Genomic DNA, 24790 nt, shown 5'->3' on the forward strand with positions numbered 1-24790 from the left:
TTGAATAATCACTTTCAAGTTAACCAAAACTGATCGTTTTTCTAAACATAAATCAAAAAATCCCAACCAAAATGGCTGGGATTTACAGGTTTGTTTTTTCAGTAGGAGTTTTCGTGAATTTTATTTTGTCAATGCTTTTTCCCTCTGGACTTCAAGCATATCAGTTGGGGGAGGAGTATTGTCGCCGAGTAGATGTTGGACAAAATAGTCACCCATTCTCCAAAAGAAATACTCGGTCATATCCCCAAATCCATGTCTTTGGCCCGGTAAAACGATAAAATCAAAACGCTTGTTTGCTTTGATCAATGCATTTGCCATCCTGATTGTATTGGCAGGGTGTACATTGTTGTCGACATCCCCGGTTACCAAAAGAAGCTTTCCCTTCAGATTTTTTGCCAAATCTGGATTTTTTTCAACCTTATATACAAATGAGGTGTCTCCTTTGGGAGAAATCAATTCCTGAACGCCATGATGCTTTTCTGACCACCATCTGTTGTAGATATTGTTTTCGTGATTCCCGGCAGAAGAAACTGCCACTTTGAAGAAGTCGGGATAAACCAACATTGCGGCGGTAGACATGAATCCCCCTCCGGAATGTCCATGGATGCCAACCCTGTTCCTGTCTATGTATGGGTGGCGGTCTGCCAACTGCTCAACAGCAGCTTTTTTGTCTGCCAATCCGTAATCCCTAAGGTTTCCGTATCCATAGTTATGATACCACTTGGATCTTCCCGGATGACCACCTCTGTTTCCAATCGTCACTACTACAAAGCCAAATTGGGCCAGACGGTCTGTTCTATCCAATCCTCTACCGAATGATTTGTTTACTGCTTCGGTTTGTGGCCCTGGATAAACATATTCGATGATAGGATATGATTTGGTAGAATCAAAATCGAAAGGTTTGTACATTACCCCATACAAATCCGTGATTCCATCATCCGCTTTGAATTTGAATGTCTCAGGGAATTTGTATCCAGCTGCAAAGAGATTGGTTAAATCGGCTTCTTCCAAATCCATGATTTTTCTTCCTGTATTGTCGTGTAGGGAAGAAGCAGGGATGGTATTGACTCTGGAATAGTTGTTGACAAAATAAGTGCCTTTGTCATTTGCAGAAGAACTGTGATTGAAATCACCAGGGTTCAACAATGTAATAGCGCCACCATTCAAACTTACTTTATACATATGTTCGTAATATGGATCTTCCCCTTTCTCCTTTCCATTGGCAATGAAATACAGAAACCTGCCTTTCTCATCTACAGTGGCAATTCTATCAGTGTGAAATGCACCAGAGGTGAGTTGACGTTTTAAGTTTCCGTCTCTATCATAAAGATAAAAATGTCCCCAGCCATCTCTTTCAGACCAATGGATTATTTCATTGCCATTGTTGATGATTTCGGGTTTGTTGATGTCGATGTAGGTATTGCTTCTTTCTTCTATGATGATTTCCTTCTTGCTCTCTGATAGGTTCCATCGTACGATATCGATTTTTTTCAGATCCCGTGAAGTGATGGAGAAATAGAAGCTGTTTTCATCTCCCAACCATGTTATTGGGGTGAAATCATCATCTCTGTTTGTCACAGGCCTGGAGGCAGTATACAGACCGATTGTCTGATCCTTAAATGTATTCACATCCAATCTGGACATTTCTTTGGAATCAAAAGAGTAATGTACCAATTCGGTGATAGGCTGCTCTTTTTCACCAGGCATAGCATACTTGTAGGTTTCCAAAGTAGGTCTTGGATCCTTGGTGTTCTGTATAACCCAGAGATCCTTCACTTTGCGCATATCTGATCGGGTAAACACAAATTGTTTACTATCTACAGCCCAGATGATACCTGCACGCTTTCTTTTATCCTTGTTTTTTTCTTCATCGACATTGTCCTCGCCGCGACCACCACCATAGCTATAATCCTTCTCACCATCTTCTGTCAATTGATTTTCTACAATCGTACTGTCCTTTTCATCTTTTACAGCTTTCAGGAAGTTCTCCTTATCCATCCAAAAAAGGTTGTTGTGCTTTGCAAAGACTATCTTGGTAGAGTCTGGTGAAATATTTGCCCAGGCAAGTCTTTTTGCATCCTCTTCAGGATCAGAAATTTCAGTCAACTGTTGGTTTTGGAGGTTGTACCTAAATACAAACGTCTTTTTCTCTAAAGAATCTTTGGCACTTTTGTCTTTTTCTTTGATCTCTTCCCAGTCTTTTTTGACTACATCCTGAGTACTTTTGATTTTGAATTGGATGGTGTTTTCATCTTCCAAAAACTTCAAACTGGTAATATCCAAGTGCTGTCCATCAAATGGATCTTTGACAATCTTGGTGATTTCAGCTGCTAATTTGTCTTTGTCGAAAAACTGCTTTTTAGACTTTGCAACAGGGTCTACGAGATACCATTCCTTTCCGGCAGTTGTCTCATAGGTATACCAAAAGCGATCCGATTTCTTTAACCAATGAGGATCAACATCGGTCGTAAAAATCATTTTTTTTACTTTTTCAGGAGAAAATCTGGAGGCTAGCTCATAATTTCCTTTAGTGGGGGATTCCTGTGCTTGGGCAAATCCAATGGAAATGGAAAACACAAGAAAAGCGTATATTTTCTTCATATAGGATGTTTTATATGAATGTAAAAATATTAAATCATCCTGCTAGGCTAGAACCACTGATGTAAAATATCTATTGGAAGGTAATTTAGGCGATTACTTTGATAAAGGCGGTTAGTTTTTTCGAATCTAGCCTCGTCTCATTTGGAAGATTGGAATACTTGATAGAATTCCAATCTTCCAAAATGACTTTAAGATAAAATATTTAAAAGTCAGATTTATAATTGATTATCGATGTTATGATTGTTATTTACTGCCTTTCATCTATCCAATAATTTTTCTCATCCTCAAAATTGGATAGGCATTCCCTTGGTCATCCAATTCCGACCTTTCGTAAACTACAAATCCGAATTTTTGATAAAATCCAACAGCATGTTCATTTTGCTCATTTACATCTACTTTGTCAGCTCTAAGGTCATTGATAGCAAAGTCCAGTAACTTTCTCCCCAAATTTTTCCCGATATAATCTGGAGACAAAAACAACATTTCAATTTTGAAGTCAAAAACCCCAATAAAGCCAAGCACTTTTTCTTCCTGTACCAAACAAAAAACATCAAGCTCATTGAAGTCCATAGATTGAACCAATTCCTTTATTGATTCAAAATCAGAAGGTTTTAAAAATGAATGGGTTGCCAGTACAGATTTCTCCCATACATCAATCAATTGACTTCTGAAGTTATTTGAGTAAGGGAGTATTTGAAAATTATAATTTTCCATTATTTTGATTCTTAAAATAGACTTCCTTGAACTACGTTCGGTTTGGTGGCTTGGATTGTGCCTTTGAGCATATCTTGCATCAAGCGGATAAATCCCGGCTTCCAGTTATCAATGTGGATTTTGATCTCCTTGTTTTCGTAGTTGACAGGACCACTCAGTCTTTCATAACCTATCAACATGCTCCAGATGGTATAAAAGGTGATTTCTGGTTGGAGTTCAGGTCTGATACTCCCATCTTTGATACCCTGTGAGACCATCTGTATGCCAAATTTTCCGCAATCATGGTGAATGTCCAGAAGCTTTTGGAAATGCACACTTTCCAATATCAACGGATCGATTTTTTGACGGGTCTCTTCATTGTTATAGAGACTCAATACGCCAAGAAAATTTAAGATTGCTTCATAATACATTCTGTTTTCCATGCTGTAATCCAAGTATTTTTGGACAAGATCTATCAGCATCTGCATGCCATTTTTACCCTTTGAGCGAAAGACGTCCCTGAAGACATCCTTCAATCCATCAAAAGCCTTTCTGGTAACTGCCATGTAGAGATCTTCTTTGTTTTTGTAATAAAAATAAGTGAGTCCCTTTGATATTTTTGCACCTTTGGCAACATCATCCATTTTGGTAGCATGATACCCTTTTTCAATAAAAAGCTTGATAGCTGATTCTAATATCAGTTTTTCCTTTTGTGTTCTTTCCTGTGCACCCATGGTCTAAAGAATTGTTGAATAGTATTCAAATATATTAAACAAAATTCAAAGAAAGGTGCTGGATTGACCCCTGAATCTCTAAAGAGGTGGTATTGAGACTGAAAAAAATCTATTTTGTTGCAAAGAGATTCCATGTTAAAAAATGCTGTATAGTTAAAAAAAAAGACCTGGCAGGTTTAGAGCTTTCTAATTGTCTTCCTTATTACATATTACACAGAAGATTCATAAAAAACCTGCCAGATCTTATCTAATTGACATCGAATGATAACTAGATAACTTCGATAATATAATAGTTCTTTTTACCCTTTTGGACGAGTAAATATTTGTTTTGAAGCAAACTTGCAGCAGTTGCAGCATTGGGGTCAGTGATTTTTTCCTTGTTGATACTGACTCCACCACCTTGGATCATCTTTCTGCCTTCACCTTTGGAAGGGAAGATAGCTGATCCGGCTTTTTCTGCCAAAAGATCCAATACCGAGCCAGTTTCCTCAAAATCAGCTTTCGAAATCTGAACTTGGGGAACACCATCAAACACCTGCAAGAACGTACGCTCATCCAAAGATGCAAGATCTTCGGTGGATGATTTTCCGAATAGGATAGAAGAAGCTTTCAAAGCCATCTCGTAATCTTGTTCACTGTGGACCATGATCGTCACTTGCTTGGCGATTTCCTTTTGCAAGGCTCTCAGGTGCGGTGCTTCTTGATGTGCCTTTTCCAATTGCTCCACAGTTTCTTTGTCAAGCGTGGTAAATATCCTGATGTATTTTGATGCATCTTCGTCAGAGACATTCAACCAAAATTGATAGAATGCATATGGGGATGTCTTCTCTGGATCAAGCCATACCGAACCGCCTTCGGTCTTTCCGAATTTAGTACCATCAGCTTTGGTAATCAAAGGAACTGTAAGGGCATATGCTGAGCCAGAACCCATTCTTCTGATCATTTCTGTACCCGTCACGATATTCCCCCACTGGTCTGACCCGCCTAGTTGTACACTTACATTCTTGTTTTTCCAAAGATGGTAAAAGTCATATCCCTGTATCAATTGGTAAGTGAATTCTGTGAATGAAAGTCCATTTCCTTCTTCCAATCTTCTTTTGACAGAGTCTTTGGACATCATATAGTTGACAGTGATATGCTTCCCAACATCCCTGATGAAATCCAAAAATGAAAAATCAGCCATCCAATCATGGTTATTGACCAATTCAGCTTTGTTTTCGGATCCTTGGTTGAAATCCAGAAATTTACCCAATTGCTTTTTGATTCCAGCGATGTTGTGGTCAAGTGTTTCTTTATCCAAGAGATTCCTTTCGGCTGATTTGAAACTTGGATCACCAATCATACCTGTAGCTCCACCGACCAAAGCGAAAGGTTTGTGACCAGCTCTTTGGAAGTGTAAAAGCGTCATCACACCCACCAAATGTCCGATATGCAAAGAATCCGCTGTTGGATCGAAACCCAGATATGCTGAAGCCATTCCTTTGTTGAGGTGTTCTTCGATTTCTGGTGTCATGTCCTGGAGCATTCCTCTCCAGCGCAATTCTTCGATAAAGTTGTTCATTATAATCTGTTTGTTTTTTTGATTTGCAAATATAACTGAATGTTTTGGGAAGCAAATAGGAGAGATTGGGTTCTCTTGTAGATTTAATCCAAGGGAAGGGAGAAGTAAGAAACAAGTGTGCTTTCTACTACCAAGTCACCTCGACGGTAGGAGAGGTCTCGACCCGTCTTTATATAAAGAAGTGGGGACATGAATAGTATGTATAAATTTCAGTTCGAGATTTCTCTCGTTGTTCGAAATGACCACCAAGTCACCTCTCTCCTGAAAGCATTCGGGAGAGAGGTCTCGTTCCGTCTTTATCGAACATCGGGAGGTTGAATCTTTTAATTTATCTATGAAAAAAGTGTCAAGTACAATCAGAACGTGATAACAAGCAAAAGAGTCAAGAAGCAAGAGAAAAGATGCAAGACACAAGACGTGAGATTCAAAGAGCCAAGATATTTCAAATCTTGGCTCTCAGAAAGAGAAGTAAGACCTTTGAGTGTGCCGTGGCGTACTCGAAGATTCACAATAAAGTGCCAAGCAAATTCAGGCATGGCGAATTCTTCTTATAAATCAAATTTCATATCTAAATCTTACATCTCGTTGGAACGAGTGGGATAAAAGAAAGATGTGAGACTAGAGGGGTGGCAATAAAGCGAGAACAAGCTTTTGGTGAAATAGATTGAAATATTTCAATTTTATTTCTATTGTATTTCAACTTTATTTCCACCTACCTAGCCTCTCATTTCCTGTTTTTCGATTCATCCTTTACAAAGACACCCCTCTTTTCCAAGGGATGAAATCATCTTGGTCTAGGAGTTGTGCTTTTGATTTGATTTCTCCACTCGCAACTTTGATAATGTGTTCGAGCATTTCTTCCCCCATTTCTTGGATGGTTTTTTCACCGGATATGATACCACCTGTATTGACATCTATGATATCAGGCATTCTTTCAGCCAATTTGGTATTAGATGATACTTTGATCACTGGAGTCACAGGGTTGCCGGTAGGAGTACCGAGACCAGTTGTAAACAAGATGACATTGGCACCAGATCCCGCCATGGCTGTGGTACTCTCCACGTCATTTCCTGGTGTACAAAGTAGGTTTAGCCCTGGTTTCGTTGCATATTCAGTATAATCGAGAACATCCACAACTGGTGAAGTTCCTCCTTTTTTTGCTGCTCCGGAAGATTTCATGGCATCTGTAATCAAACCGTCCTTGATATTGCCCGGGGATGGGTTCATATCGAAACCTGAACCTACAGCCTCAGCAGATGCAGCATAATCTACCATCAGTTTACTGAATTTGTTCGCGATTTCGTTGTCTACGCATCTATTGATCAATTCCTGCTCCACACCACAGAGTTCTGGGAATTCGGAAAGGATAGATTTCCCTCCCAATGCTACTACCAAGTCAGAGACATGGCCCACTGCTGGGTTGGCGGAAATACCGGAGAAGCCGTCAGATCCACCACATTCCAATCCTACAGTTAGTTTGCTCAAAGGAGCATCTTTTCTTTCATACTGATCGGCTTCTGCCATAGCTATAAAAGTCTGCTTGATCGCTTGGGAGAGTAGCTTGTTTTCAGTTCCTTCTTTCTGCTGTTCCAAAAGAATAACTGGTTTATCTAAGTTAGGGTTGATTTTGGCAAGCCTGTCTTTTAGTATGGATGGTTGGGCATTTTGGCAACCCAAGCTCAATACTGTAGCTCCGGCTACATTGGGATTGTTGATATATCCTGCCAGCAATGCACAAAGGGCATCAGAATCCTGTCTGATACCTCCGCAACCGCCCTGATGGGTCAAGAATTTGATTCCATCTATATTTTTGAACAATTTTGGGCCACTTTCTTGGATCAACTCTTCTACAACCAAGCTTTCTATCTGCTCTTTTTTTCCTGATTTGTACAAATCAGCCATTTGTTGCACAAGACTTTTGAATGGATTTGGCTTGCCAAAACCGAGTTCGTCTATAAATGCCTGTTTGATGACTTCCACGTTTCTGTTTTCACAAAATACCAATGGGATTACTATCCAGTAATTGGCAGTACCAACTTGTCCGTCTTTTCTGTGGTAACCTTTGAATGTACGGCCTTCGAACCTGCTAAAATCAGGTTTAGTCCATCCTGTGGTTTCTGTTTTTTCGCTGAAAGAATTGGCTTCATGCTTCACATTGGCAATTGTTAGTACACCTCCTTCAGGTATACTTGATACCGCTTTGCCTACTACAGAACCATACATAAAAACATATTCTTCTTGGTCTATTTTGCTCAAAGCAAATTTGTGTTTGGCTGGGATACTGTCTTTCAGAGTGATAGATTTACCTCCAAATTCTATTATTTCACCAACGTTTAAGTCGGTTAGTGCGACAAGTACATTGTCTTGTGGATGAATTTGTAAAAACTTATGGTTCATTGATTTTTTTGTTTATATTGCGCAATCGATTGCACAATTTAGGCAAAAGAATTTCAAAAAAGAAAATATAAGCCATTAATTTACCATTGGAAATAATTTTACAAAATGACTAAAAAGGTAATTACATTAGGGGAAGTGATGATGCGCCTAAGTACACCGGGCAATGATCGCTTTTTGCAAACGGATCAATTCCAAATCGTCTATGGTGGTGCAGAAGCAAATGTCTCTGTTTCATTGGCCCAATGGGGCGTAGATGCATACCATGTTACGGCATTTCCAAACCATGACCTGGGAAAAGCCGCAACAAATTATTTGAGGCAGGTAGGAGTGGGGATTGACTATATATATACTGCCGAAGGTAGAATGGGGCTTTATTTTTTGGAAAATGGAGCGATGCAAAGGGCTTCCAAGATTATTTATGACCGTTTTGATTCTGCTTTTGCCGATTTTGATGGTGAAGAGATAGATTGGGATCAGGTATTTGATGGAGCAGATTGGTTCCATTGGACTGGAATTACCCCAGCGCTTTCCCAGAAAGCAGCAGACCTTACTTTGAAAGCCTTGGAAGCAGCCAGCAAAAAAGGAATCATGGTGAGTGGTGACATCAATTATAGAAGAAACCTTTGGCAATATGGCAAAGGACCGCTTGAAGTAATGCCTGAGTTGATAAAGCATACCCAGGTTATTGTGGCTGGTTTGGCGGATTTCGAAAACTGTATGGGCATCAAAGCTGACGATTATGTCGAAGCATGTACACAAGCCAAGTCTGAATTTCCACAAATCAAATACATAACCACAACTGAACGGAATTCAATTTCCGCATCTGTAAACGAATTGTATGCAGTTCTCTGGGATGGAAAGGATTTGTTGACATCACAAACCTACGAAATGACGCATATAGTGGATCGAGTAGGTGGGGGCGATGCATATATGGCTGGATTGATTTATGGCTTGCTACATCTGTCCGACCAAGAAGCCCTTGAGTTTGGGGTAGCTGCTTCAGTATTGAAACACAGCATTCCCGGAGATGCCAACTTAGTCAGTTTAGATGAAGTAAAGGCGCTTGTAAAAGGAGAAAATGTAGGGAAACTGCTGAGATAAGGATGAATTAAGAAGGAGGAATTAGGAAGGATGAAAGAGAAGTTCAACATTTGAAGTTCAGAGTTCAAGATTCAAAATTTCGATTGATGAAGGGTGCCTCGCGTAGGAATTTGCAAAAGTTCGCAGATCAATAACCTAACCTTCAGGGTTTTCAAAACCCCGAAAGTTTAAAACCTATTCAATCCAAAATCATGCGTTAGCCAACCTTAAAACATTCCAACTTTCAAACCTTTCAATTTCTCAATTCTACAACCTTCCAACTACTACCTAAATTTAAAATTTAAAATCTACAATATAAATGAACCATCACAACACCATCCTTCAAGCCATGACAGAAACCGGAATGATCCCGGTGTTCAACCACAAGGATATTGAAGTTTCCAAATCAGTATTGGCATCTGCTTACAAGGCAGGAGTCAGGGTATTTGAATTTACCAATAGAGAAGAGAATGCTTTTGAGGTTTTCAAGGCATTGAAAATATACAGTGAACAGTTTGAAGGATTGTATTTGGGTATCGGGACGATATTTTCAGCAGCGGATGCACAGAGATTTATTTTTGCCGGAGCTGATTTTATAGTATCACCTGCACTGATTCCTGAGGTTGCACATTTTTGTAACATGAAAGGGATGCTTTGGGTACCGGGATGTGCTACAGTGTCTGAAGTGTTCCAAGCGAAAAGTTTTGGTGCCAAATTGGTGAAAGCATTTCCGGGAAACCTCTTGGGAGCAGGCTTTATCAAAGCCGTAAAGTCCATCATGCCGGATGTCAGAATGATGCCGACAGGAGGGGTAGAGCCAACAAAGGAGAACCTATCTACGTGGTTTGAGTCTGGAGTTCATTGTGTGGGAATGGGTTCACAGCTTTTTGACAAAAATGTGATCGCAGCAAAAAAGTTTGATGAATTGGAAAGTAAAATAAAAGTGGCCTTGTCAGTTATATCTGACATCAGGGCATAAGATTGTATGTCGATTAAATTTACCCAAAATGAAGTATAGATTATTTTATGCAATTGCAGTTTCGTTCTTTTTTCTCTCAGCCTGCAAAGGACCGGGAGGAGTGAGGGTGATCAAGTTAGGGCATGGGTTAGGTGTAACACACCCAGTGCATGAAGCGATGGTTTTTTTGGCTGAAAAAGTCAAGGAAAAATCCAATGGAGAAATGATGATCAAAATCTATCCCAACCAGCAATTGGGATCTGAGAGGGAATTGGTAGAGTTACTCCAAATAGGGAGCCTGGGTATGACGAAGGTATCTTCTGCCGTGATGGAAAGTTTTGCACCGAAGCTTCAAGTGTTTAGCATGCCATATCTTTTCAAAGATGACGAGCATAGGGATCATGTCCTGAAGGGACCTATTGGTAAGCAGCTTTTGCTGGATGGTGAAGATTTTTGGCTTAGGGGCTTGTGTTATTACGACGCTGGAAAAAGAAGCTTCTACACCAAAGCCAAACCGGTTGAGTCTCCAGATGATCTGAAAAGTTTGAAGATTAGGGTGATGGAAAGCAATACGGCCATCAATATGGTAAAGAGTTTTGGGGGTTCCCCAACTCCGGTTTCATATGGTGAATTATATACGGCATTGCAGCAGGGTATTGTGGATGGAGCAGAAAACAACCCCCCTAGTTTGTATACATCCAGACATTATGAGGTCTGCAAGTATTATTCAATCAATGAGCATACAGCGGTACCTGATATTATGATCATCAGCACAAAAGTCTGGAATTTGCTTTCTGACCAGGAGAAAGAGTGGTTGCAGGAAGCTGCTGATGAATCGGCTGTTTTCCAATACAAAATTTGGGCAGAAGCGGTGGAAGAGTCATTGGCAGAAATGGAAAAAGCAGGGGTTACCATTGTATATCCTGAGCAAGCTGGCTTTAGGGCATCAGTGGAAAGTATGTATGAAGACTTGAAGATTTCCCAGCCGGAATTATATTCTGTGGTAGACCAAATCAGAAATGAACCTTAAAATCAACCTAACCTCCAAGACCTATTAGAAAATGTTTAGTATAGAATCCAAACAAAGTTTAGATAAAATCATAGCCTGGCTATTGATCTTTTTGATGGGATCGATGGTTTTGAATGTTACTTGGCAAGTGTTATCCAGATATATTTTTCAAAATCCCTCTTCTTTTACCGACGAACTCTCAAGATATATGTTGATTTGGTTGGGTATGTTGGGAGCTGCATATGTTGCAGGTCAAAACCAGCATTTGGCCATTGATATTGTTTTGAGGAAATTGGAAGGGAAGGCAAAAATGAAGTTGCAAATCCTCATCAACGTTTTGATTATAGTCTTTGCGTTAGCGGCTATGATAATGGGAGGTAGCAATTTGGTTTACATTACTTATTTGTTGGGACAGAAATCTGCCACATTGCAGATTCCGCTGGCCTATATCTACAGTATCATTCCAGCGAGTGGCTTGTTGGTGTTTTATTACCAAGTTGCTGCGATTTTTCACATGATCAAAACCCAAAACAACGATTAAGATGGAGTATATCAGTATTATCATACTTGTATTGACATTTGTCACCTTGATGGCTATCGGAATGCCGGTAGCCTGGAGCTTGGGTTTATCAAGCCTTGTTACCCTGATGGTTTCAGTAGCGGTTGGGCCATCTGCGACCACTATTGCCCAGAGGATGGGTACAGGTTTGGACAGTTTCTCACTTTTGGCCATCCCATTCTTTGTGTTGGCAGGCGAGATTATGAATCGGGGAGGTATTGCAAACCGGTTGATAGAATTGGCAAAAGCAATTACGGGAAGGCTTCCAGGTGGTTTGCTTTATGTCAATGTGATTGCAGCCATGCTATTTGGTGCCATAGCAGGATCAGCAGCGGCGGCTGCTTCGGCGATAGGAGGGATTTTGGGCAAAAGAATGGAAAATGAGGGTTATCCAAAGGAACTTGGGGCTGCTGTGAATATCACTTCCTCAACTACTGGTTTGATTATTCCACCTTCCAATATTTTGATTGTATATTCATTGGCTTCTGGTGGTGTTTCTATAGCAGCACTTTTTGTGGCAGGCTATGTCCCTGGGATTTTTATTGGATTATTGTTGATGTTGACAGCAGCAGTATTTGTCAAAAGAAAGAACCTTCCGGGTGGGCAAATTACTAGTATAAGAGAATTGACAAGTAAGTTCTTAAGAGCATTGCCAAGTTTGATGTTGTTGGTCGTGGTTATGGGAGGTATCGTTGGAGGTGTTTTTACCGCAACGGAAGCTTCTGCAATCGCAGTAATCTATACGCTTGCATTGTCCTTTTTCTACAAGGAATTGAAATGGAAGGAACTTCCTTCAATACTTCTTAAATCTTCGGAAACTACAGCTGTCGTGATGCTTTTGATCGCTACCTCCATGAGCATGTCATGGGTGATGTCAAGCGAAGATATTCCCCAATCAATCTCGGAATCATTGCTATCGATCAGTGACAATATCTTCGTCATCCTTTTGTTGATCAATATTCTACTTTTGTTTGTAGGTATTTTCATGGACATGACTCCGGCAGTATTGATTTTCACCCCGATCTTCTTGCCAATAGTTACGGCATTGGGAATAGATCCTGTGCATTTTGGAATTATCATGATCTTGAATCTTTGTATTGGACTCTGTACCCCACCAGTAGGGTCGGTGCTCTTTATCGGCGTGGGGGTCGCCCAGACCAGTATCGAAAAAGTCGTCAAACCTTTGATCCCTTTCTTTATTGCAATGATTCTTGGTTTGATAGTCATTACCTTATGGCCTGGATTGACTTTATGGCTTCCAAGGTTGTTTGGATTGTAAGAATAAAATTGTTGAATTAATGGTTAATAATTGAAATAAGAGGCTGGCCGGTGGTCAGCCTTTTTTTATAGTTATCAAGGGTAATCGTTATTTACCCCACTTCTTGAAGCCTTGGTGTAGCGCTCAAGAGTTATTTGTCGATTAGTTATCAGTGCATTAATTGATTTAAAAAGTATCAATGGTTTTGTCTAAAGGTGAAAAAGCAGATATACATGTTTCTTTTATGGCCCAAATTGATATCTGAAAATCTATTTTTTTAATCCGTGATCATCTGTTCAATCCGTCCAATCTGTGTTCTATAATTTTTCAAGATTTTGGACAAGGATTTTCTTATATTGCATAGATAGTTCAGAAAAACACCTTCTTTTGATCAATGTAAAGCCTATGAAAATTTATGACAAGCATTCATATAAGTTTTTGATTTTTTTCTCTGCTCTTCAGGTTGTATTTGGTCTGATTGGGCTATTTACAGATTACCCCAAATTCACTGCGTATCCACAAATTTTAATTGGATTGGCCGGAATTCTGGCTGGTTTTTATTCGATCAAAATCCCTTATGTTGAGATAGTGGGAAGGACAATTGTCAAACATAGCCTTTTCAAAAAGAAAATGGATATGGATGAAGTGCAAACTATCGAGAAAATAGATAATGTTCTGATCTTAAAATCTGAGAAATCGAAAATAAAAATACGAAGAGCTATGTTGGATGTTTTGGAAATCCGGGAGTTTGAGGAATTTGTAAGGAATGCTATTGCCAGTCGGGAAATACAAGTCGAGAAGTAATCATTTATTATACCCTGAGGCAATTCGGACTGTAAAGTATCGTGAGAAATCTTAGGCTTAATATGTTTTACAAACGTCTCTCTCTACATCTAGTATGCTTGGAGCAGTTTGAGTGAAAAAATTGAATACAAAATTCTTATCTTCATGTATTATTAGCACAACTTAATCTTTTCATGAGGCAACTTTCATTTTATCTATTGCTTTTCTGTATCATATTCTCCTCTTGTCAGGAGCAAAAAGAATTTCACTATCCAATTTCTGAAGAAGATCATTTGGAGGAAATAGGCAAATGGTATAACAACAGAATAGAGTCTTTGAAGTCGGAAGATGGTTGGTTGAATCTGATTGGTCTGTATTGGTTTGAGCAAGATACCAATAGGTTAGGTTCTGGAGTAGAGGTGGACTTACAGGTTGAAGAAGAATTGTTTCCAGCATTTTTCGGCACTTTTCAAAAATTGGACAAGCAAGTATATTTTGAGCCTTCAATAGATGGTATTCAGATAGGTGAGGATAAATTGGAAGGAAATACGCTTGTTTTTGATGCAGAAATGAATTTTTCACCGACTTTAAGTTTTGAGTCATTTCGTGCAAATGTTTTGCAACGGTCAGATTTGGTAGGGGTGAGGCTAAGGGATTTGGAATCCGAAACCATTTCCAATTTCAATGGGGTTGATAGGTTTCCAGTCAATTTGGATTGGAGATTTGAAGCGGAATTTATCCCTTATGATCCTGTCAAAGAAATCCCCATATCCAATGTGCTGGGGCAAACTTATCCTGCCAAAGCATTGGGATACCTAAGTTTTGGTTTTGAAGGACGGGTTTATAATATCGATGCTTTGGAAGAAGGAGATCAGTTGTTTTTGATCTTTGCTGATGGCACCAGTGGTGCCGAGACCTACGGAGGAGGTCGCTATCTCTATACCAAGAAGCCTGATGAAAATGGAATTGTTGTTTTGGATTTTAACAAGGCTTATAATCCGCCATGTGTTTTTACTCCTTTTGCTACTTGTCCACTGCCACCAAGGCAGAATATCTTGGAGCTGGCAATAGAGGCGGGGGAGAAGAATTGGGGGAAGTAGATTTTTAGCTCGCAAAGTTTGCTAAGGTGCAAAGGGCGTAAATAGGAATTAGAGTTGGACGAAGAGCTTTATTAAAGTAAGTATTAAGGCATGAACTAGTTTTGTATAGTCTTTATTATCAGTTTTCTTTGTGTTTTTCCTTTGATTTTCACGTATAAGTTTTTAAATTTTATTGTACAAACGATTAAATATTATGGATTCTAAAATCACACTCTCTTTTGATAAAAAAGTAATTGAAAAAGCTAAGGAATTTGCTGCAAAGCAAAACATGAGTCTTTCAAGGCTGACTGAATATTTGTACAGTCAAATTACATCTGGAGATTACAAGGCTTTAGATGATATGTCAGTTGCTGAATGGGTCAATGCTGTAGCTGAAGGTCAGGCTGAATACAAGAAAAGCTCTTTTCGTGAAAACTTTAAATCTACTTATTTTGATTCTAAAAAGTTAGAGTTAATTGATATGTTATTAAAAACAGAAGAAGAAAGTGTATTGCAAAAAATCAAGGCATTATTAGATGACTCTTCAAATAATGATAAAGGGTTATCTGATAAAGATTACAAAGTTATGGATCAGAGAAGAGAAAGGCATCTTGCTGGTCAGTCTAAATCTTTTTCTTGGAATGAAGTCAAAAATTCAGCTAGAAAGTTAACGAAATGAACTTGCTTTTAAAAGAAGAAGCTAGATTATTGAAGCTTATGTTTATTACGAAAAAGAGCAAGCTGATCTTGGTGAATTTTTTTTAACTCAATTAGATAAAAGTTTTGAACGTATTAAGTCAAACCCCTTACATTTTCCTAAAAAGAGAGATCCCTTCCGTGAAGCTTTAGTCTCGAAGTTTCCATATATTGTGATTTTTGAAATTGAAGAGGAAAACATAATAATATATTCAGTTTTCAATACTTGGAAAGATCCTAGGAAAAAACCTTTATAATATTTCCATAAAAAAACACCCAAACATATCTGCTTGGGTGTTCTAAGTTAATTTTTGTTCAGAGAATTAACCTAACCAACTTGACCAAGGGATTCTGCTTAGGATCAATACCAAACCAATGCCATAAGCCATATAGATAGCTCTGAATCTAGCTTTACTGTCTGTCATTTTCTTGGCTTTGGAATAGCCTACTGTGATCACCACAATAGCAATGATGTTGATCACTGGGTGCTCCAAGGCTGTCAATCTTGCAATTCTGTCTCCCATAGCTCCGCCACCTGTCAGCAAAGATAAACCGAGTGGGCTCACGAAGTATAGAATCAAGCCAACCAAAAGTTGAATGTGGGAGAGGATAAAACCAATCAAAGCGATTTTTCTGTGTTTTTCGGTGAACTCTTTCCCACTTAAGGCCCCAATCAGAGCAATAATCATGATAATAGCCAATGCTGCCAATACCAAATAGGCAAGTCCGGAATGTGCGTGTTGTAGTCCTGTATACATTTTATTTTAGATTTATGAATTAAGATTGTAGATTTTATATTTTGGTATTGTAAGATTTGAAGATTGAAAGATTGTTAGAAGGTTTGGGTGTTTGAGAGAATGTTGGGTTAATAGATTTAATCTCTCTTTTAAGATTAAATTGCTTAATCTCTGAATTTAAAATGTTGATTTTAAGAATTCTATGATTTTCTTTAATAGTCATTCCATTAATTGACTAAGGAGATATCTCCTAAAGTCGATGTGAATAAGAAACAGAAATCAAGTTTTGATCTCTCGCATCTCGTATCTCGCCTCTGATATCAAAGTCTCATATCTCATTCAACATACACCACCAATCCCTTCAAATACTCCGTTTCTTGGTGGAAGATGTTGATGGGATGGTCGGATGGTTGGGAAAGATAGTGAAGGATTCTGATATTTCTACCACTTTCCAGCGCTGCTGCGGTGATGGTGTTTGCAAAAAGCTGTTTGTCAACTACCTGTGAGCATGAGAATGTAAATAAAATCCCACCGCTTTTGATATGTTTGAATGCTTCGGCATTCAGTCGCTTGTAGCCTTGTACTGCATTATGCCTCGATTTTATATTTTTGGCAAATGCCGGCGGATCCAAGACAATGACATCATAATCCTGTTCGATTTCTTTGATGTATTTCACTACATCGGCTACGATAGATTGATGCTCTCCTTTAAATTCTGACGCATTCAAAGCCACATTTCTGTCCGTCAGCTCAATCGCTTTGGCTGATATATCTATAGAATGCACTTCTTTTGCACCAGCTTTCAAAGCAGAGACGGAAAATCCACCGCTATAGCAGAATGTATTCAAGACCTTTTTTCCGGCACTGTACTTTCCAAATAGATGTCTGTTCTCTCGCTGGTCTACGAAAAAACCTGTTTTTTGACCTTTCTCCCAGTCGATTTCATATACACAGCCATATTCCTTTACCAAATTGGTCTGAGGCTCTCCGAAGATCAATTTGTTTTCAATCCCCGAAATATTTTTTGGTAAGGTCTCGGCTGATTTGTCATATATAGCCGAAAGTTTTTTTCCATAAACTTCCCGAAGTGCTTGGGAAATCCCCTCAATATGCTGATGCATGCCAATAGAATGAGCCTGAATTACAGCTGTGCCATTATAATAATCAATAATCAAGCCCGGCAGCCCGTCCCCCTCTCCATGCACTAACCGATAAACACTGGTTTCTTCGTTGTCTGTCAGTCCAATGCTTTGTCTTACCGCAAATGCACTTTTGATCTTTTTTTGCCAAAATAATCTATCAATTGGCTCTTCTACAAAGGAAATCATCCGGACCATGATAGATCCATTCTGGAAATGTCCAATTCCCAAAAACTGATCTTTGGCACTGATAACTTGCACCAATTGGCCGTTTTTCAAATCATTGTCTCTTGTGGCTATAGCTCCTGAGAAAATCCAATGATGTTTTCTGAGGATTGATATTTCTTTGTTCTTTAATAGGATGATTTTTGGATAATCAAGCATGTGTATTTTTGTTTTTTGGAAAAATCAATATTCCCAATATCATTTAATAGGCTCCTCTAAAAAAGGGCTTCTGGGTAAGGTATGTTTGGAGGAATCAAATTTTCAAAGGGCAAATATTTGTTGTTATCAACTACTGAAGCTCTTATTGATAACCATTCCCTTGGCTTCAAATAAGTACAAACCCGCAGCCAAAGGTACGAATAAACTTGTCAACATGGGTATGGAAAGGTACCCAGTAATCGGAAAAAATACTTGACCTACTTTACACTATCCATCAAGATTTCATAATAACTCCCACTGACTGGTGCAGTTTTGTTTTGAAGGGTGACTTGGTGCTTTTCTATTTTTTCTATTTTGGACTTGTTGACAATAAACGAGCGGTGTGTTTTGATAAAGTAGGAAGGGAGCAGGTTTTCAGTTTCTGCCAAAGTCATTCTGCTGAGGATTTTTTCTTGGGCTAAGTGAAAATTTACATAATTGCCATTGGCTTCACAAAATAAGAGGTCATCAAAACTGATTTTTACTTGTTCATAACCTGTTTTGATGAAAATAGAACCATTGCCGTAAGTCTGGCCATTTTTGAGTTCATATAGTTCTAGGGCTTTTTGGCAGGATTTGACAAAACGCCCCAAGTTGAAAGGTTTCAATAAATAATCGATGGCATCCAATTCAAAACTTTTGACAGCATGCTCTGAATAGGCTGTGGTAAATATAACCATACTGTTTTTTGGAATCAGCGTGGCTAGTTCCAAGCCTGAGATGTCAGGCATTTTGATATCCAAAAAAATCAAATCTACAGGATTTGCTTTCAGATAATCCAATGCTTTGATAGCATCGGTAAATGTTTCTTTCAAATCAACGAACGACACTTTGGAAGCATGGTTTTTCACAACTTCCAAAGCCATAGGTTCGTCGTCGATAGCGATTGCTGTTAGCATTTTGATTGTGGTTAGAAGGTTATAATGTTGGAAGGTTTTAAAGTTGGGAGTTAAGTTTTAAGATTGGAAGTGTCACGTCCTAAAATTACTTGACACTTTTTTATGCTTACGTCCTCGTTTTAGGGGAAAGTCATTTCGACTAGAGGGAGAAATCTCGTACTGAATTTCACACTCCAACTTCAATTTTCACCTTCTTGCTTCAAAGACGGGACGAGACCTCCCCGCAATTCTGCGGGACAGGCTTCTGCCGAATGCTTTCGGTATGGGAAAGGCATTTCGGGGCATTTGTTTCTCGCCTTTTTGTCTTGCTTCATGTTTCTCGCCTCTTTATCTTATGCCGAGACAGGGTTTTTCGGACAAATATTTCAATTTATTTCTATCATATTTCTACTTTATTTCAATACTGTCACGTCCTGAAAATACTTGACACTTTTTCTTATTGTTTTACTTTTGTTTTCAATCCTCTTAAATACCTCTTAGTCCAAGTAAAGAGACCTCTCCTGCCGTCGAGGTGACTTGGTGGTCATTTCGAATTTACCTTACTTTAGGGAGGCGTGGAGCCTGTCCCGCAGGATTGCGGGAAGAAATCTCGAACTGAAATTTATAGACACTGTTCATTTTCCAACTTCTTTGTGTTTTTGTCTCATATCTCATGTCTCACGTCTCTTTTTTCTCGTCTCTCGCTTCTAAAGCTTGACACTCAAATGTACAAAATACTCCAATTCATTTTCTCTTACGACCAAATCATGTTTACCGGGATAGAGGATATTGAGTCTTTGTTTGACATTTTCCAACCCTATTCCGGATGATTTGCGTTCGGGATCTTCTTCATTGCTTCGGTGGATGCTGTTGTTGACATCCAAATGGACAGATCCATCTAGGCAGCGCAAACTTATTTTGATCCATGATTTTTTCTGGAAACTGATACCGTGTTTGAAAGCATTCTCAACAAAGGGAATCAATAACATTGGGGCGATTTCTCCTGGACAACTTCCATCATTGTGGCTAAAGATGATTTCAATATTCTCCTGTTCCTTGATTCTCAGGTTTTGAAGGTCTACGTAATTGACTAGGTATTCTTTTTCCCTGATTACAGGGATCAGGTCTTGATTGTTTTCATGAAGCATAAAGCGCATCATGTCTCCGAGCTTTTGGATGCCTTCTGCAGTGTTTTCAGCATTTTCATGCAAGGCATTGCCATAGAGTGTATTCAATGCATTGAAGAGAAAATGGGGATTGATTTGGGAGCGGAGGAAAGAGAGATCGGCTGTACTTCTGTCTACTTTGACAGTAAGCGTATTGATTTCACTGAGGTAATTTTCATATTTCCTGAAAAAGAAATTCGAAATTGGGAAAAGGATGGCAATGATACCAATAATGATAACTATACCAGGAATTAAAAACTCAGGATCCCCATTGGCAATAGCAAGGGAAGTAAAAAAAACAGCTATAATAAAGATTAAGAGTACGTAAAATGCTGTTGCTTCACCTTTTCTACCTTGATTTTTTAGTCCATAGACCAAAAAGAAATTATATAGAACCAAGGTCAGAATGGAGGGAAGAATCACAACAAAAAGTATTGTGATTGGATCACCTGCTATTCTTTGGAACTGTAGGAGGAAAATAACTACAAAAATATATATCAAAACAAAACGGATGATGTTATATGGTTTAAAATCTTTGTCCTCCTTAGCTAACAGGATCTGGTTCAAAATGTATATAATCGCCCCATAGCCTGCATAGACAGCAAGTGAATTGAAGTAAAATGGCATCAAAAAGTCAGAGGTGAAGTTAGCACCAACAGAAAATGCCCCAATTAAGATAAACGAACCAAAAAAGATTAAAATGGAATAGATGATCAGTTTTGCTTTTTTTCCATCTTGGAGAAAGTTGGGAAAAACCCTCATGTGGAAAAGGTAGAATGAAGCCAAAAATATCAATGGGATAAATATTTTGGCAAAATAGGCAATGCTTTGATCGAAATTGAGGTGGAAAGTAGGAGTCGATACTACATTGGAAAGGATGATGCTCACAAAAAGGAAGGTGACTACCCACCACTCGATTTGTCTAAAAGGTAGAATTCTGTCTTTCATAATTTATTGAATATAGTGTCTGTTGATTGAATTGAAGTAGAATCTATGGAAATACTTTCCGATTTGTTTTTTTGGATTTTGCTTTCCTTTTTCGCAAAAAGAATGAAGTTGTAAAGCAATCCCGCAAAAATCAAGAAGTAATAGATTCGATTTTTCTTTTTCATGGATAGGGAATTAACATGACACAAGAATAAGCGAACTCTGAAAAATGGACAAAAAAATGTGATGAAATAGGGTGATTTAGGGGTGGATTTGGTAAAAAAAAGGTTGTAGAAATTGAGGGGTTTCAGTTTGAATTGTCAGTGGGATGTAACAGTTGTTTTCGAATAATACATCAAATCCCATCCGAGAGGTAGGGTTTTTGCTGATTTTGAATGTTTTATAGTCCTAAATCAGCAACTATAAAGCCATATATCTTTCTTCAAAAATAGCTTGGCCAATCGGCCAGGCTATTTTTATGTTACCGTATGCTTTAGTCAAAACAGGGTTGGTATACCCAGTGTTGACCTGCATTTACCTGTTGAGTTTTTACTCTTTTTTCAACTTATAATTTTCTGCCAAATCCCCTTCAATTCTATTTCCATCCATATCTAGGTGGAACAGTACATTTTCTCCTACAAAATACTTGTTGGGTTCATCATCTTCATTGAGTGTGATGGTATTCCCCTCATCATTCCAAGTGAATGTGCCACTGGATTCTGTTACTTTCTGATCATCTTTTCCCAAGTAAATGACTTTCTTAACGTAGGAATTTCCGCTTCCAAGTTCTATGATTGTCTCGATGCCTTCGCAATCAGCGCAAGGTAGAGTACCTTTGTAGATCCCCATGTAATCAAGAGAATTCATTGCGTTGTGATGGTCTACAAACTCTTCCGATTCGAAAACTTCGTCATCAATAACCAAGTCATCAGCATGCTTTGATTTTTGGCAACTGAACATAATAAGTAGCAGAGAGCATGTCAGTGCAATTTTCAGGTTGTTATTCATAATAGTCTTTGTTTGTTTCAGTAAAAATGCAAAAATTTTTATAATCGGTAATTTAATGAATTAACTCTAATAAAAACGAAAGCATAGGGGGATAATTTTTCACAATTATCCAATTAAAAGGTTAGGAATTGACCAATCAAATCCAATTTTATACCAATCAAATAAACAATGACCATCTGCATTTGGTATTTGACTAGTGGTTTGTAAACCGTCTTTTGCGGGTCTAATTTTACATTTCCTATGCGGGATTTGATGCTTCCAATAGGACGTAAACCAAAAAAATTAAAATGATGATTCGAGTAGTATTTCTATTTTTAACCTTTTTTGCCTGCACCAATTTTACTTTTGGACAATCTGAAATCACGGGAAGGGTAGTGGATAAAGCTACCAAAGAATCCTTGCCTGGAGCCTATGTGTTTATCAAATCGCAATTTGGTGAAACCATCTCCTCTACCTTTACCGATGGAAGTGGGAAATTTTCCTACAAAAGACCAACAATCAATTCCTACAACATTGAGGTAACATTTATAGGGTTTTCGAAATTCACCAAAAACGTAGAAAACTTTGATGGCAACAATATCGGGGATATTGAGATTTCTGAGGATGGTCAACTTTTGGAGACTTTTGAAATTAAGGCCCAAGTCTTGACTGGGGAGGTGAAGGGGGATACCATTGCGTTCAATGCGGATGCCTTCAAAACCAGGCCACAGGCGAATGCAGATGATTTGATCAGCAAAATGCCTGGTGTGGTGATGAGGGGAGGGACTATTGAAGTTCAGGGTGAGGTAGTGGGGAGGGTATTGGTAGACGGGGAACCTTTTTTTGGGGATAATCCTGCAATGGCTATGGCAAACATTCCAGTTGAGATTATCGATAAAATTGAGTTTTTGGATCAGCGAAGTGACCAAGCTGTGCTTACGGGTTTTGATGATGGAAATACTACAAAAACAATCAATATAATCACCAAAAAGGAAGTGAAATCAGGGATGTTTGGGAGAGTTTCCGGTGGCTATGGAACAGACAACAATTATTTGGCATCAGCTTCATTGAATTTTTTCAATGGAACAAGAAGAACCACAGTGCTTGGCTTGACAAACAACATCAACCAGCAAAATTTCTCATCGGATGACCTTTCCGGTGCTTTGGGGGAAAATGGTGGACAAGCAGGTGGTGGAGGAAGAGGTGGAAACGGTGGCAATAATGCCCTTCAGACGCGTGAAAGGGACGGAATTACGGTTACCAATGCACTTGGTTTAAACTTTTCGGACAAGTTTGATCAGGGAAAAGCGAAATTGACAGGTTCCTATTTCTTCAATGATAGTAGAAATGTATTAGAGAGGACTTCTTCAAGAGCATACATTTTGCCCAGCGATAGTTTGCAGCTGTATAATGAGCAAACCAGAAATATCAGGGAATCACAAAGACATCGATTGGATTTGCGTTTGGATTATGATATTTCAAAGCGCTCTGCCCTTATCTGGAGACCAAGGTTAACGTATGCGGTTAATGAATCCAGGAACGAAACCTTCGCCCAAAACCTTTTTGATCAAGACACCCCAATCAACGATGTGAACAATGTTACAATTGGAAATAATAAATGGATGAGTGTTGACAATGACTTTACCTACAGGTATAAATTTGGTAAGGAGGGAAGGGTAATATCAACCAATATTACTTCTAGGTTTAACGAGTTTGACCGTACCGCCAGACTTACCTCAGTAAATACAGATTATGGCAGTTCACAGGTAGACAGCCTGATCCAGAATTCATTTAGCAATTCGGATAATCTTAACTACAGATTAGGTATAGATTATAGTGAGCCTTTGACCGCAAACTCCCAATTGAGGCTTGAATATAGAATCGGGAATGATCTGGGGAAGACCGATCAAGACGTGTTTCAAAGGGAAGCAGAATCAACATTGTTTGTCTTGGACAGTGCCCTTTCAAACCAATTTGAAAACAGGTATCTTCAGCAGCAGAGTGGGATTGGTTACAGATTCAATAATGAAAAATGGAGGATATTTACTTCATTGGATTATGAAATCTCGAAATTGAACAGTGATAGGCTGTTTCCTGGATTTGAGAATACACAAAGAACATTCGAAAACTGGATTCCCAGGGCGGTAGTCAATTACAACTGGTCAGAGCAGACCAATATCCGGATAGATTTCCGTACAAGTACAGATGCCCCATCCATCAGACAGTTACAATCGTTGATCGACAACAGAAATCCTATCCAGATTTTTGCAGGAAATCCAGATTTGGTACAGGAATATCAACAAAGGTTATTCGCCAGAATCAGGAGGGTAAACGCAGAGACCTCCAGGTCTTTCTTTATGTTTGTTTCAGGATCTAGACGGAACAATTATTTGGGTAATGCTACATTCATTGCGTCTCAAGATACTTTGATTGGTGGGGATGTTTTATTGAGGCAGGGAGGGCAGTTCAACCGACCTGTCAATTTGGATGGGTTTTGGGATACTAGGGCATATATGTCTTTTGGTTTTCCTGTCTCACTCATCAAAAGCAATATCAACCTCAGTTCTAGGGCGAACTATTCCAACCGTCCAGGGATCATCAATGATCGTTTGAATATCAACAAGAATACGACTTTTGGGCAAGGTATTGGTTTAAGTAGCAATATCAGTGAAAGGGTAGATTTTAACTTCAATACGGAAGGCAATTACAATCTAGTCCGAAGCAGCTTGCAGGAAAACCTAAACAATAATTTCTATATGCAAAACACCAGGATTGATATGTATTGGCAGTTTTTGGGAGGGCTATTTATCAGTACCAATATCAATAACCAGATTTATTCCGGTCTAGGTGAATCATTTGACCAGTCCATCTGGTTGATGAATGCGGATGTTGGGTATCGTTTTGGAGTAAAAGAAAAACTGGAAGCAAAATTGTCCATATTTGATTTGCTCAACCAAAATACAAGCATCGCCAGAAATGTAACCGATGTCTATATCCAAGATGATAGAACACAGGTTTTGACACAGTTCTTTATGCTTAGTCTGACTTATAACCTCAGGAGTTTCTCGGGAGCGAGACCAATAGAGCAGGATTAGGTGAGGAGGGATTGGAATCAAATATTGCGG

The 24790-nt window shown here is 38.8% G+C and carries 22 protein-coding genes; 10 read left to right on the top strand and 12 right to left on the bottom strand.

The genetic code is table 11. The features are described 5' to 3' along the window. Window positions 1-120 precede the first annotated feature (120 nt). The 5 genes from ACFSKL_RS14000 to ACFSKL_RS14020 form a co-directional block, all read right to left on the bottom strand. Window positions 121-2601, bottom strand: a complete 2481-nt coding sequence (locus tag ACFSKL_RS14000; protein WP_376886937.1) for a S9 family peptidase — start codon at window positions 2599-2601, stop codon at window positions 121-123. Window positions 2602-2862: 261 nt separating this feature from the next. Next, window positions 2863-3315, bottom strand: a complete 453-nt coding sequence (locus tag ACFSKL_RS14005; RefSeq protein WP_376886938.1) for a GNAT family N-acetyltransferase — start codon at window positions 3313-3315, stop codon at window positions 2863-2865. An 11-nt stretch (window positions 3316-3326) separates the two neighbouring features. Further along, window positions 3327-4028, bottom strand: coding sequence for a TetR/AcrR family transcriptional regulator (locus tag ACFSKL_RS14010; RefSeq protein WP_376886939.1), 702 nt, complete (start codon window positions 4026-4028; stop codon window positions 3327-3329). Between the two features lie 268 nt (window positions 4029-4296). Then, window positions 4297-5589 (bottom strand): tyrosine--tRNA ligase, encoded by a 1293-nt coding sequence (gene tyrS / locus ACFSKL_RS14015; RefSeq protein ID WP_376886940.1) that lies wholly within the window; start codon window positions 5587-5589, stop codon window positions 4297-4299. A gap of 750 nt (window positions 5590-6339) precedes the next feature. Further along, window positions 6340-7986: a UxaA family hydrolase gene (locus tag ACFSKL_RS14020; protein WP_376886941.1), complete on the bottom strand. Its 1647-nt coding sequence runs from the start codon at window positions 7984-7986 to the stop codon at window positions 6340-6342. Between the two features lie 105 nt (window positions 7987-8091). Here ACFSKL_RS14020 and ACFSKL_RS14025 point away from each other — a divergent pair, with 105 nt between their 5' ends. From ACFSKL_RS14025 to ACFSKL_RS14065, 9 genes are all read left to right on the top strand, one after another. After that, window positions 8092-9087, top strand: a complete 996-nt coding sequence (locus ACFSKL_RS14025) for a PfkB family carbohydrate kinase (RefSeq protein ID WP_376886942.1) — start codon at window positions 8092-8094, stop codon at window positions 9085-9087. Between the two features lie 298 nt (window positions 9088-9385). Beyond that, a complete protein-coding gene (locus tag ACFSKL_RS14030; protein WP_376886943.1) occupies window positions 9386-10045 on the top strand; it encodes a beta/alpha barrel domain-containing protein in 660 nt (219 codons plus the stop codon). A gap of 28 nt (window positions 10046-10073) precedes the next feature. Beyond that, complete coding sequence (locus ACFSKL_RS14035; RefSeq protein WP_376886944.1) at window positions 10074-11054, top strand: TRAP transporter substrate-binding protein; 981 nt, start codon at window positions 10074-10076, stop codon at window positions 11052-11054. A gap of 31 nt (window positions 11055-11085) precedes the next feature. Further along, complete coding sequence (locus ACFSKL_RS14040; protein WP_376886945.1) at window positions 11086-11574, top strand: TRAP transporter small permease; 489 nt, start codon at window positions 11086-11088, stop codon at window positions 11572-11574. A 1-nt stretch (window position 11575) separates the two neighbouring features. After that, a complete protein-coding gene (locus tag ACFSKL_RS14045) occupies window positions 11576-12871 on the top strand; it encodes a TRAP transporter large permease (protein WP_376886946.1) in 1296 nt (431 codons plus the stop codon). Window positions 12872-13255: 384 nt separating this feature from the next. Next, window positions 13256-13654, top strand: a complete 399-nt coding sequence (locus ACFSKL_RS14050) for a hypothetical protein (protein ID WP_376886947.1) — start codon at window positions 13256-13258, stop codon at window positions 13652-13654. 173 nt (window positions 13655-13827) lie between these two features. Then, window positions 13828-14733 (top strand): DUF1684 domain-containing protein, encoded by a 906-nt coding sequence (locus ACFSKL_RS14055; RefSeq protein ID WP_376886948.1) that lies wholly within the window; start codon window positions 13828-13830, stop codon window positions 14731-14733. A 193-nt stretch (window positions 14734-14926) separates the two neighbouring features. Beyond that, complete coding sequence (locus ACFSKL_RS14060) at window positions 14927-15391, top strand: DUF6364 family protein (RefSeq protein WP_376886949.1); 465 nt, start codon at window positions 14927-14929, stop codon at window positions 15389-15391. A gap of 28 nt (window positions 15392-15419) precedes the next feature. After that, a complete protein-coding gene (locus ACFSKL_RS14065) occupies window positions 15420-15665 on the top strand; it encodes a type II toxin-antitoxin system RelE/ParE family toxin (RefSeq protein ID WP_376887387.1) in 246 nt (81 codons plus the stop codon). 66 nt (window positions 15666-15731) lie between these two features. Here the strand turns inward: ACFSKL_RS14065 and ACFSKL_RS14070 are convergent, their stop codons facing one another. The 7 genes from ACFSKL_RS14070 to ACFSKL_RS14100 all read right to left on the bottom strand — a co-directional run bounded on the left by ACFSKL_RS14070 (window position 15732) and on the right by ACFSKL_RS14100 (window position 21686). Next, a complete protein-coding gene (locus ACFSKL_RS14070; protein ID WP_376886950.1) occupies window positions 15732-16166 on the bottom strand; it encodes a hypothetical protein in 435 nt (144 codons plus the stop codon). A 314-nt stretch (window positions 16167-16480) separates the two neighbouring features. Further along, on the bottom strand, window positions 16481-17668 hold the full coding sequence (locus ACFSKL_RS14075) for a class I SAM-dependent rRNA methyltransferase (RefSeq protein WP_376886951.1): 1188 nt from the start codon (window positions 17666-17668) through the stop codon (window positions 16481-16483). A 257-nt stretch (window positions 17669-17925) separates the two neighbouring features. Next, window positions 17926-18606: a LytR/AlgR family response regulator transcription factor gene (locus ACFSKL_RS14080; RefSeq protein WP_376886952.1), complete on the bottom strand. Its 681-nt coding sequence runs from the start codon at window positions 18604-18606 to the stop codon at window positions 17926-17928. 179 nt (window positions 18607-18785) lie between these two features. Next, window positions 18786-18920, bottom strand: a complete 135-nt coding sequence (locus ACFSKL_RS14085; protein ID WP_376886953.1) for a hypothetical protein — start codon at window positions 18918-18920, stop codon at window positions 18786-18788. Window positions 18921-19292: 372 nt separating this feature from the next. Continuing rightward, complete coding sequence (locus ACFSKL_RS14090; RefSeq protein ID WP_376886954.1) at window positions 19293-20699, bottom strand: sensor histidine kinase; 1407 nt, start codon at window positions 20697-20699, stop codon at window positions 19293-19295. Continuing rightward, window positions 20696-20863 (bottom strand): hypothetical protein, encoded by a 168-nt coding sequence (locus ACFSKL_RS14095; protein WP_376886955.1) that lies wholly within the window; start codon window positions 20861-20863, stop codon window positions 20696-20698. Before ACFSKL_RS14095 ends, ACFSKL_RS14090 begins: the two co-directional genes overlap by 4 nt. A 364-nt stretch (window positions 20864-21227) precedes the next feature. Next, window positions 21228-21686: a copper resistance protein NlpE gene (locus ACFSKL_RS14100; protein ID WP_376886956.1), complete on the bottom strand. Its 459-nt coding sequence runs from the start codon at window positions 21684-21686 to the stop codon at window positions 21228-21230. Between the two features lie 287 nt (window positions 21687-21973). Between ACFSKL_RS14100 and ACFSKL_RS14105 the strand changes: the two genes are divergently transcribed. Continuing rightward, the gene (locus tag ACFSKL_RS14105) at window positions 21974-24760 is read left to right on the top strand and encodes an outer membrane beta-barrel protein (RefSeq protein ID WP_376886957.1); all 2787 of its coding nucleotides are present in this window, start codon (window positions 21974-21976) and stop codon (window positions 24758-24760) included. Window positions 24761-24790: the final 30 nt, after the last annotated feature.

The sequence above is a fragment of the Belliella marina genome, assembly GCF_042682445.1.
In the GTDB taxonomy this organism is placed as follows: domain Bacteria; phylum Bacteroidota; class Bacteroidia; order Cytophagales; family Cyclobacteriaceae; genus Belliella; species Belliella marina.

What these genes read in the sequence shown, in the direction of transcription:
- ACFSKL_RS14000 (WP_376886937.1), bottom strand. Translation starts at nt 2,601, where the DNA reads ATGAAGAAAATATACGCTTTTCTTGTGTTTTCCATTTCCATTGGATTT.
- ACFSKL_RS14005 (WP_376886938.1), bottom strand. Translation starts at nt 3,315, where the DNA reads ATGGAAAATTATAATTTTCAAATACTCCCTTACTCAAATAACTTCAGA.
- ACFSKL_RS14010 (WP_376886939.1), bottom strand. Translation starts at nt 4,028, where the DNA reads ATGGGTGCACAGGAAAGAACACAAAAGGAAAAACTGATATTAGAATCA.
- tyrS (WP_376886940.1), bottom strand. Translation starts at nt 5,589, where the DNA reads ATGAACAACTTTATCGAAGAATTGCGCTGGAGAGGAATGCTCCAGGAC.
- ACFSKL_RS14020 (WP_376886941.1), bottom strand. Translation starts at nt 7,986, where the DNA reads ATGAACCATAAGTTTTTACAAATTCATCCACAAGACAATGTACTTGTC.
- ACFSKL_RS14025 (WP_376886942.1), top strand. Translation starts at nt 8,092, where the DNA reads ATGACTAAAAAGGTAATTACATTAGGGGAAGTGATGATGCGCCTAAGT.
- ACFSKL_RS14030 (WP_376886943.1), top strand. Translation starts at nt 9,386, where the DNA reads ATGAACCATCACAACACCATCCTTCAAGCCATGACAGAAACCGGAATG.
- ACFSKL_RS14035 (WP_376886944.1), top strand. Translation starts at nt 10,074, where the DNA reads ATGAAGTATAGATTATTTTATGCAATTGCAGTTTCGTTCTTTTTTCTC.
- ACFSKL_RS14040 (WP_376886945.1), top strand. Translation starts at nt 11,086, where the DNA reads ATGTTTAGTATAGAATCCAAACAAAGTTTAGATAAAATCATAGCCTGG.
- ACFSKL_RS14045 (WP_376886946.1), top strand. Translation starts at nt 11,576, where the DNA reads ATGGAGTATATCAGTATTATCATACTTGTATTGACATTTGTCACCTTG.
- ACFSKL_RS14050 (WP_376886947.1), top strand. Translation starts at nt 13,256, where the DNA reads ATGAAAATTTATGACAAGCATTCATATAAGTTTTTGATTTTTTTCTCT.
- ACFSKL_RS14055 (WP_376886948.1), top strand. Translation starts at nt 13,828, where the DNA reads ATGAGGCAACTTTCATTTTATCTATTGCTTTTCTGTATCATATTCTCC.
- ACFSKL_RS14060 (WP_376886949.1), top strand. Translation starts at nt 14,927, where the DNA reads ATGGATTCTAAAATCACACTCTCTTTTGATAAAAAAGTAATTGAAAAA.
- ACFSKL_RS14070 (WP_376886950.1), bottom strand. Translation starts at nt 16,166, where the DNA reads ATGTATACAGGACTACAACACGCACATTCCGGACTTGCCTATTTGGTA.
- ACFSKL_RS14075 (WP_376886951.1), bottom strand. Translation starts at nt 17,668, where the DNA reads ATGCTTGATTATCCAAAAATCATCCTATTAAAGAACAAAGAAATATCA.
- ACFSKL_RS14080 (WP_376886952.1), bottom strand. Translation starts at nt 18,606, where the DNA reads ATGCTAACAGCAATCGCTATCGACGACGAACCTATGGCTTTGGAAGTT.
- ACFSKL_RS14085 (WP_376886953.1), bottom strand. Translation starts at nt 18,920, where the DNA reads ATGAAGCAAGACAAAAAGGCGAGAAACAAATGCCCCGAAATGCCTTTC.
- ACFSKL_RS14090 (WP_376886954.1), bottom strand. Translation starts at nt 20,699, where the DNA reads ATGAAAGACAGAATTCTACCTTTTAGACAAATCGAGTGGTGGGTAGTC.
- ACFSKL_RS14095 (WP_376886955.1), bottom strand. Translation starts at nt 20,863, where the DNA reads ATGAAAAAGAAAAATCGAATCTATTACTTCTTGATTTTTGCGGGATTG.
- ACFSKL_RS14100 (WP_376886956.1), bottom strand. Translation starts at nt 21,686, where the DNA reads ATGAATAACAACCTGAAAATTGCACTGACATGCTCTCTGCTACTTATT.
- ACFSKL_RS14105 (WP_376886957.1), top strand. Translation starts at nt 21,974, where the DNA reads ATGATGATTCGAGTAGTATTTCTATTTTTAACCTTTTTTGCCTGCACC.